Raw genomic sequence first — 10,787 nt, forward strand, 5'->3', positions numbered from 1 at the left:
GTCATGGTCGAACACCATGCGCTGGTGAACCTGTGCTTCTGGCACCACGACGCATTCGCCATGACGGCGGATGATAAAAGCGCCAAATACGCGGGCTTCGGTTTTGACGCCTCCATCTGGGAGATGTTCCCGACATGGACTATCGGCGCGGAGCTTCACGTCATTGACGAGGCGATCCGGCTGGATATCACCCGCTTAAATCACTATTTCGAGGAGAACGGCGTGACCATCACCTTCCTGCCGACGCAGCTGGCCGAACAATTTATGGAGCTGGAAAATACCTCTCTCCGCATGCTTCTCGTCGGCGGCGACAAGCTGAAGCGGGCGGTGAAACAGCCGTACACGATCGTCAACAACTACGGCCCGACGGAAAACACCGTCGTCGCGACAAGCGGCGTCATCAATCCTGAGGAAGGATCACTTTCGATCGGACGGGCGATTGCCAATACGAGAGCTTATATTCTCGGCGACGGCGATCAGGTGCAGCCGGAAGGCATTGCCGGTGAATTGTGCGTGGCCGGCCGCGGTCTGGCACGCGGATACCTGAACCGTGAAGAAGAAACGGCGAAGCGGTTTACCGCAGATCCGTTCGTGCCCGGCGAGCGCATGTACCGGACCGGCGACCTCGTCAAATGGAACGCGCAGAGCGGCATCGAATACATCGGCCGTATCGACCAGCAGGTCAAAGTGCGGGGCTACCGGATCGAGCTTTCAGAAATCGAAGTCCGTCTCGCTCAGCTTGCGGACGTTCATGACGCAGCGGTGACGGCTGTGGAAGACAAAGCGGGCAATACCGCGCTTTGCGCCTATGTCGCGCCTCAGCAGAATGATATTGAAGCGCTCAAAGCCGCGCTGAAAGACACGCTGCCTGACTACATGGTGCCGGCGTTCTGGGTGGAGCTGGCCGAGCTTCCGGTCACCGCAAACGGAAAGATTGACAAAAAAGCCCTGCCGGAACCGGACATTGAAGCGGGAAGCGCCGCGTATAAAGCACCGGAAACGGAAATGGAGACGCTGCTTTCTGACATTTGGCAGGAAGTGCTCGGTCTTGATCAGATCGGCGTAAGCGATAATTTCTTCACGCTCGGCGGCGACTCAATCAAAGGCATCCAAATGGCGAGCCGCCTGAACCAGCACGGCTACAAGCTGGAGATGAAAGATCTCTTCCAGCACCCGACCATCGAAGAGCTCGTCTCTTATGTGGAGCGGACGGAAGGCAAGCAGGCCGACCAGGGACCTGTCGAAGGCAAAGCGGAGTTAACGCCGATCCAGCGCTGGTTCTTTGAGAAAAACTTCACGGACAAACACCACTGGAACCAATCCGTCATGCTTCACGCGAAAGACGGCTTTGATCCGGAGATAACAGAAAAAACATTACATGTCCTGACGGTGCACCATGATGCGCTCCGGATGATTTATCGTGAACAAAAACCGTATTACAGAGGGCTTGAGGATGCGTCTGTTGAACTGAACGTCTTTGAGCTGAACGGACCTGCTGAAGATCATGAGGACCGTATCGAACGGGAAGCAGACCGTCTTCAAAGCAGTATTTCACTGGAAACAGGACATCTGCTGAAGGCCGGGCTCTTCCGGGCTGAAGATGGAGACCACCTTCTTCTCGCAATCCATCACTTAGTCGTGGATGGTGTATCTTGGCGGATTTTACTGGAGGACTTCACGTCCGTTTATACGCAGCTGAAGCAAGGCAATGAACCGGCGCTGCCTCCGAAAACACATTCATTCGCCGAATTTGCTGAGAGAATCAAAGAATACGCAAATACGAAGGCGTTTCTGAAAGAAGCGGATTACTGGAGAGAGCTTGAGGAAAAAGAGGTATGCACTCAGCTTCCGAAAGACAGGCAGTCTGGTGATCAGCGCATGAGACATACGAGAACGGTCAGCTTCTCTCTGACGCCTGAACAAACTGAACAGCTGACGACAAACGTACATGAAGCCTACCATACGGAAATGAACGACATCCTGCTCACGGCGCTCGGACTGGCGCTGAAAGAGTGGACGGGTGAAGACACGATCGGCGTTCATTTGGAAGGCCACGGGCGCGAAGACATTCTTGACGGCCTGAATATCACCCGGACGGTCGGATGGTTTACGAGCATGTATCCGATGATCCTTGAGATGAAGCACGCCGACGATCTTTCATATCAGCTGAAACAAATGAAAGAAGACATCAGACACATCCCGAACAAAGGAGTCGGCTACGGCATTCTGCGTTATGTAACGGCGCCTGAGCATAAAGAGAATCTTTCATTTAAGATTGATCCGGATATCAGCTTTAACTACTTAGGCCAGTTTAATGAGATGTCGGATTCCGGCTTATTTACAAGATCCGGGATGCCGTCAGGACAATCGCTGAGCCCTGACACAGAGAAGCCGAATGCGCTTGATATTGTCGGATTTATAGAAAATGGGCAGATGACGATGACGTTTGCCTATCATTCTCTCGAATTTCATAAAAAAACCATTCAATCGTTCAGTGACAGCTTTAAAGGGCACCTCTTGAAAATCATAGATCACTGCCTGGCCCAAGACGGACCTGAGCTTACGCCTAGCGATCTTGGCGATGATGATCTGACGCTTGATGAACTTGATAAATTAATGGAAATTCTCTAACAGAAAAGACAGAGGTGACATATGAGCAAAAAATCGATTCAAAAGGTGTATGCACTCACACCGATGCAGGAGGGAATGCTGTATCATGCGCTGCTTGATCCGCATTCTTCCTCCTACTTCACACAATTAGAGCTTAGGATTCACGGAAGCTTTCAGCTTGAGCTTTTTGAAAAAAGCGTCAATGAGCTGATCCGGACATATGACATCCTGCGTACGGTATTCGTGCACCAGCAGCTTCAAAAACCGCGCCAAGTCGTATTAGCAGATCGGAAGACGAAGGTGCACTATGAAGATATCAGTCAATTAGATGAAGCGCGCCAAACCGAATATATTGAACGCTATAAACGCGATGTGCAGCAGCAGGGCTTTCATCTGGCGAAGGACATTCTCTTTAAAGCGGCGGTGTTCAGGCTCAGTGAGAAGGAGCTGTATCTCGTCTGGAGCAATCATCATATTGTCATGGACGGCTGGAGTATGGGCGTTTTGATGAAAAGCCTGTTTCAAAACTATGAAGCGCTTCGTGCCGGCCGGCCCGCCGGGGGAAGCCAGGGCAAACCTTACTCTGACTATATCAAATGGCTCGGAGGCCGGGATTATGAGGAGGCGGAACAATATTGGAGCAGCCGCCTGGCGGATTTCGAACAGCCGAGCCTGCTCCCGGGCCGTCTGGCATCAGAAAAGAAAGACTATCAAAATGAAGAATATTCTTTTGTCTGGGATGAAAAGCTGGTCGCGCAGATTCAGCAGACCGCCAACCGGTATCAAGTCACGGGGCCTAACCTGTTTCAGGCCGTTTGGGGTGCGGTGCTCAGCAAATACAACTATACAGACGATGTGGTGTTCGGCACCGTTGTATCAGGCCGTCCTTCAGAAATCAACGGCATTGAAACGATGGCGGGGCTGTTCATCAATACGATTCCCGTCAGAATCAAGATTGACAAAGATGCAGCCTTTTCTGACGTGATGGCGGCAGTTCAGAAAAACGCCGTGGAAGCCGAGCGCTATGATTATGTGCCGCTCTATGACATTCAAAAGCGCTCCGCTCTGGACGGCAGCCTCTTGAATCATTTGGTCGCGTTTGAAAACTATCCGCTGGACAAAGAGCTGGAAAACGGGGGCATGGAGGAAAGACTCGGCTTTTCCATTAAAGTTGAACATGCTTTTGAGCAGACGAGCTTTGATTTCAATCTCATCGTGTATCCGGGAAAAACGTGGACTGTCAAAATCAAATACAACGGAGCGGCTTTCGCTCATGATGCCATCGAACGAACGGCGCACCATCTGACCCGCATGATGAAAGCGGCGGTCGGAACGCCTGACGCGCCCGTGCGGGAACTCGGCCTTGTTTCAGGCGAAGAAGAGCGGCAGATTGTTGAGATATTCAATGATACGAAAACGGCGCTTCCGGAAGAGGAGGCCGTTCACCGGTTGTTTGAAGCACAGGCAAACCGGACGCCTGCAAGCATCGCGATAAAAGAAGCGGGACGCGAATGGACCTACCGTGAAGTGAACGAAGCGGCCAACCGCCTGGCGAGACACCTTGTGAAGAGCGGGCTGGAAAAAGGCCGGACCGCCGCTATTATGAACGACCGGTCTGCGGAAACCGTTATCGGCATGCTTGCCGTCCTAAAAGCAGGCGGCGCCTATGTGCCGATTGATCCGGCTTTTCCGGAGGACCGTCTCCGCTTTATGGCGGAAGACAGCTCGATTCGGCTCGTGCTGACAGTTCAGGACTATCAAGAACAAGCGGGCACATTGCAAGTCCCGATTGTCATGCTGGATGAAAGCGAGGAGGAAACGGTAAGCGGAACAGACTTGAATCTTCCGGCCGGCGGCAACGACTTGGCGTATATCATGTATACATCCGGGTCGACCGGAAAACCGAAAGGCGTCATGATTGAACACAGAAATATCATCAGGCTCGTCAAACATTCGAATTACGTGCCGGTTCATGAAGAAGACCGGATGGCGCAAACGGGAGCCGTCAGCTTTGATGCCGGAACCTTCGAAGTCTTCGGCGCATTGCTGAACGGAGCGGCATTACACCCGGTGAAAAAAGAGACGCTGCTTGACGCCGGGCAATTCGCCCAATTTCTGAAAGAGCAGCGGATCACGACCATGTGGCTGACGTCTCCGCTGTTTAATCAGCTTGCCCAAAAGGATGCCGGCATGTTTAACACGCTCCGGCACCTCATCATCGGCGGTGACGCGCTTGTGCCGCATATTGTCAGCAAAGTGAGGAAGGCATCACCGGAGCTGTCGCTTTGGAACGGCTACGGGCCGACGGAGAATACGACGTTTTCGACGAGTTTTCTCATTGATCAGGACTACGACGGCTCGATCCCGATCGGGAAGCCGATCGGAAATTCCACTGCGTACATTATGGACGAAAACCGCAACCTCCAGCCGATCGGCGCTCCCGGTGAGCTGTGCGTCGGGGGAAGCGGAGTGGCAAGAGGCTATGTGAATCTGCCTGAATTAACGGAGAAGCAGTTTGTCCGCGATCCGGTCAGACCGGATGAAATGATATACCGGACGGGGGACTTGGCGAAGTGGCTTCCGGACGGCACGATCGAGTTTCTCGGCAGAATTGACAACCAAGTAAAGGTCCGCGGTTTCAGAATCGAGCTCGGCGAAATTGAGGCGAAAATCAGCCAGGCGGAGAATGTGACGGAATCTGCGGCTGTGATCCGGAAAAATAAAGCGGATGAAAATGAAATTTGCGCTTACTTTACCGCAGACCAGGTCCTTTCGCCGGAAGACCTGCGCAAAACGCTTTCGGAATCACTTCCGGAATACATGATTCCCGCGCACTTCATCCAGATGAATCAGTTTCCGCTGACGGCGAACGGAAAGATTGATAAAAAAGCGCTGCCTGAGCCTCAGGCTGAAGCCGTTCAAAAAGAATACGAAGCGCCGAAAACGGAAGCGGAGCAGAAACTCGCGGACATTTGGGAAGGCATTCTCGGTGTAAAAGCGGGTGTGACTGACAATTTCTTCACGATTGGCGGACATTCTTTAAAAGCTATGATGATGACCGCTAAAATCCAGGAGCACTTTCAAAAAGAAGTGCCGATTAAAGTGTTATTTGAAAAGCCGACCATTCAGGAGCTTGCGCATTATTTGGAGCATGAGAGCGAGGAGGAACAGCAGTTTGAACCGATCCGACAAGCGCCTTATCAGAAGCATTATCCTGTTTCCTCAGCACAGCGCAGGATGTATATCCTTAATCAGCTCGGACAGGCCAGCACGAGCTACAACGTCCCTGCTGTACTTCTGCTGGAAGGATCAGTAGACAAAAACCGTCTTGAAGAGGCCATGCAGGCATTAATCAACCGTCATGAGACACTGCGTACGTCGTTTGACATGGCAGATGGAGAAGTCGTGCAGACCATTCATAAAAATGTGTCGTTTGAGCTTGAAACCGCCGAGGGCCGGGAAGAAGATGCAGAAGAGCTGACAAAAGCCTTTATCAGGCCGTTTGCGCTCAATCATGCGCCGCTGGTCCGTTCGAAGCTGATCCGGCTTGAAGAAGATCGGCATCTTCTGCTGATTGACATGCACCACATTATTACGGACGGAAGCTCAATGGGCATTTTCATCGGTGATCTTGCGAAGCTTTATCAAGGCACGGAGCTTGAGCTGCCAAAGATTCATTATAAGGATTTTTCAGTCTGGCAGCGTGAAAAAGCAAATCTCGATCAGCACGAAGCCTACTGGCTTGATACGTTCAAAGGCGATCTGCCGGTGCTGGATCTGCCGCTTGATTTCCCGCGTCCTGCCGAGCGCAGTTTTGAAGGAGAACGCGTCATCTTTGGGCTTGATAAACAGGTGACGGCGCAGATTAAGAAGCTGCTGGCTGATACGGATACGACGATGTACATGTTCTTGTTGGCCGCTTTTCAAGTGCTGCTGTCCAAATATTCGGGCCAGGAAGACATCATAGTCGGGTCTCCGGCGGCCGGAAGACAGCATCCTGATCTCCAAGACGTGCCGGGCATGTTTGTCAACACCGTGGCGCTTCGGTCGCATCCTGCCGGCAAAAAAACGTTCAAGCAATTTCTGAATGAAGTGAAAACGGCGAGCCTTCAAGCTTTTGAGCATCAAAGCTATCCGCTTGAAGAATTAATTGAAAAACTGCCGTTAACGAGGGACACAAGCCGGAGTCCGCTGTTCAGCGTGTTATTTAATATGCAGAACATGGAGATCCCGGCCCTGCGGCTCGGAGATTTGGAGATTTCTTCTTACTCCATGCATCATCATGTCGCTAAATTTGATCTTTCCTTAGAAGCGGCTGAGCGCGGAGAAGAGGTCGGATTGAGCTTTGATTACGCGAAAGCCTTATTTGCGGACGAAACCATCCGCCGCTGGAGCGCTCATTTTGTCAATCTGATTAAAGCCTGCGCCGAAAATCCGGATATTCAGCTGGCCGACGCAAGCCTGCTGTCCGCTCCTGAGCGGGAAGCGCTCCTTTCTGATGAAAAACGGACGGAAGCGGATCTGCCTGAGGGCACTTTTGTTTCACTGTTTGAACGGCAAGCGCAAAAAACGCCTGATCTCACGGCGGTTGCGGGCGGAACAAGTCTGACATATCGTGAGCTTGATGAACGCTCGAACCGGTTTGCCCGCCACCTTCAGGCTTGCGGAACGGGCAGTGAGGACATCGTGGCCATTATGATGGATCGTTCGGCCGACTTGATTACCGCGATTCTCGGCGTCATGAAAGCCGGAGCGGCATTTCTCCCGATTGATCCGGAGACTCCTGAAGAGAGAATCCGCTACTCTCTCGAAGACAGCGGAACGAAGCTTCTGGTCGTCAATGAGAGAAACATGACCGCGGCCGCCGTTTATAAAGGAAAAACGGTCGTAATGGAAGACGGAGAATGGCAGAACGAAAGCGCCGACCGGCTTGAAACGGAGCCCGGCGCCGACCAGCTTGCCTATATCATTTATACCTCGGGAACAACGGGCAAACCGAAAGGCGTCCAGCTGGAGCACCGCAATCTAATCAATTATGTCACATGGTTCAGCCGTGAAGCCGGTTTGACCGAAGCTGACAAATCCGTGCTGCTGTCTTCTTACGCATTTGATCTCGGCTATACGGCCATATTCCCGATTCTTCAGGCGGGCGGCGAGCTGCACATTGTGCCGAAAGAGACGTACACCGCGCCTGATCAGCTTGGTGAGTATATACAGAAAAACGGCATTACGTATATGAAACTGACGCCGTCATTGTTCCATATGATCGTCAACACAGCCCGTTTTACGTCAGAACGCCGTTTCAGCCCGCTTCGTTTAGTGGTGCTCGGCGGAGAAAAGATCATCACGTCCGATGTCCGCAAGTTTCATGACGTATACGCCCATACCGACTTCATCAATCACTACGGGCCGACGGAAACGACGATCGGCGCCATTGCGGAACGGATCAATATGGAGCGTCTTGATCAATATGAGCAGCGTCCCGTCATCGGCCGCCCGATCGCAAATACCGGCGCGCTTGTATTGGACGGAGCAATGCAGCTCGTTCCTCCGGGCGCAAGCGGCGAGCTTTATATTACCGGGAAGGGGCTTGCCAGAGGATATCTTCACCGTCCGCAGCTGACGGCGGAGAAATTTATCTCAAATCCTTTTTCACCGGACAGCCTGATGTACAAAACGGGAGATGTCGTCCGCAGGCTTCCTGACGGGACGATTGAATTTATCGGCCGTGCGGATGATCAGGTGAAAATCCGGGGCTACCGCATTGAATTAAAAGAGGTTGAAACCGTGCTGTTAAGCGTAAACGGCATTCAGGAGGCGGTCGTTCTCGCAGTCAGCGAAGGCGGGCTGCCGGAACTGTGCGCGTACTATAAAGCCGACAGCGGGCTGAAAGGCTCTGAGCTTCGCAAACGGCTTTCCGAAACACTGCCGTCTCATATGCTTCCGGCTTACTTCGTGCAGGTAGACCGCATTCCGCTCACAGCCAACGGAAAAACCGATAAAAACGCCCTCCCGAAACCGGGCGTCAGCCAAACGGCGCAAACAGCTTCAGCCTTGCCGGAAACGGAATTGGAGGAAAAGCTGTGCCGCATTTGGAAACAGACACTCGGTACGGATACGCTCGGCATCGACGATAATTTCTTCGATTACGGCGGGCACTCTTTAAAAGGCATGATGCTCCTCGCCAATATTCAGGCTGAACTGGACAAAACGGTTCCGTTAAAAGCGCTGTTCGAACAGCCGACTGTCCGCCTGCTTGCCGCATATATCGAAAAATCGGCGGTATCTGAGGGATATCGGATGATCACACCGGCAGACAGTGCAGACGCGTACCCGTTATCATCCGCCCAAAAACGGATGTACGTCCTGAACCAGCTTGACCGGGAGACAATCAGCTATAATATGCCGTCCGTTCTTCTGATGGAAGGAGAAGTCAATATTTCAAGGCTTCAGGAAGCGCTCAATCAGATGATCAATCGCCACGAATCTTTGCGGACGTCCTTTATCGATCAAAAAGGCCAGCCGATGCAGAAGATCGCAGAACAGGCTGACATTGACCTGCACATTTTTGAAGCAGCGGACGAGGAGAAAGCGGATCTTATCATTCAGGCATTCATTAAGCCGTTTGATCTGAGCGCGGCTCCGCTCATTCGGGCCGCTCTTGTCAGACTGAATGAAAAGAAACACCTGCTGCTGCTGGATATGCATCATATTATTGCCGACGGCGTGTCCAGAAGCATGCTGGTCAAAGAGCTCGCTCACCTTTACAAAGGCGGAAGTCTGCCGTCGCCGAACCTGCACTATAAAGACTTCGCCGTCTGGCAGAATGAACCCGGGCAGGCCGAACGGATGAAAGACCATGAGCGTTATTGGCTCTCCGCATTTTCCGGCGAGCTTCCTGAATTGAATCTGCCGACCGATTTTCCCCGTCCGCCGGTTCAAAGTTTTAAAGGACAATCCGTCCGTTTCAGAGCGGGGCGTGAAACGGAAAAAGCGGTGCGTGAATTAATGGAATCATCGGGAGCGACTCTTCATATGGTGCTTCACGCCGCGTTCCATGTCTTTTTGAGCAAAATCACGGGACAGCGCGATATCATTATCGGTTCGGTGACTGCCGGAAGAACGAGCGCCGAAGTTCAGGAAATGCCGGGGATGTTTGTCAATACGCTTGCGCTTCGCAATGAAACGCGAAAAGAGCAGACCTTCGCCGGGCTGCTCGAACGGGTGAAACAAACCAATCTCGACGCGCTGGCGCATCAGGATTATCCGTTTGAGGATCTGATCGGAAAGCTTGACCTGCCGAGAGATATGAGCCGCAACCCGTTGTTCCAGGTGATGGTGACGACAGAAGATCCGGATAAAGAAACACTGGAACTGGAGAACCTGCGCATCACTCCGTATGAGTCAAACCAAGGCACGGCGAAATTCGATCTGACACTCGGCGGTTTTACGGATCAAGAAGGTCTCGGCCTTCAGTTTGAATATGCGACTGATCTGTTTAAAAAAGAAACCATTGAAAAGTGGAGCGCCGGGTTCCTGCGGATTCTGAAGCAAGCGGCGGAAAGCCCGGACAGAAAGCTGCCTGAGATTTCACTGATCAGCGATGCTGAAAAACAAGCCCTCCTTGACGCATGGAAAGGAAAAACAATTTCTGTGCCGCGGGACAAAACGGTTCACCGTCTCTTTGAAGAAACGGCCGCCCGCCACGCGAACCGGCCGGCCGCGGCATATAACGGCGCGAAATGGACGTACGGTGAGCTGAACGCAAGGGCGAACCGGATCGCGCGCATTCTCATGGACTGCGGCGTCACGGCTGACGAACGTGTCGGCATTTTAACGAAACCGTCCTTGGAAATGGCCGCGGGCGTACTCGGCGTCTTAAAAGCGGGCGCGGCATTTGTGCCGATTGACCCCGACTACCCACAAGAGCGGATCAGCTACATTCTGCAGGACAGCGGCGCCAAGCTGCTTCTCACACAGGAAGCGCTCGACGTGCCGGAAAGCTACAAAGGTGAAACGATCCTGCTTGACGGCGGACGCTCCATTCTGAGCCTGCCGCTTGATGAAAACGATGAAGCGAACCCGCAGACGGAAACAACGGCGGATCATCTCGCTTATATGATTTACACGTCAGGAACGACCGGACAGCCGAAGGGTGTCATGGTCGAACACCATGC

2 protein-coding genes are annotated in these 10,787 nt (G+C 52.6%); both read left to right on the plus strand.

Annotated features, from left to right (window positions below):
* A partial coding sequence (locus ACWJJ4_RS19690; RefSeq protein ID WP_454021881.1) for a condensation domain-containing protein occupies nucleotides 1–2,631 on the plus strand: 2,631 nt, incomplete at its 5' end.
* A 21-nt stretch (nucleotides 2,632–2,652) separates the two neighbouring features.
* On the plus strand, nucleotides 2,653–10,787 hold an 8,135-nt coding region (gene srfAB, locus ACWJJ4_RS19695), incomplete at its 3' end, for a surfactin non-ribosomal peptide synthetase SrfAB (RefSeq protein WP_454021882.1).

It is taken from the genome of Bacillus sp. JK62 (genome assembly GCF_053663455.1).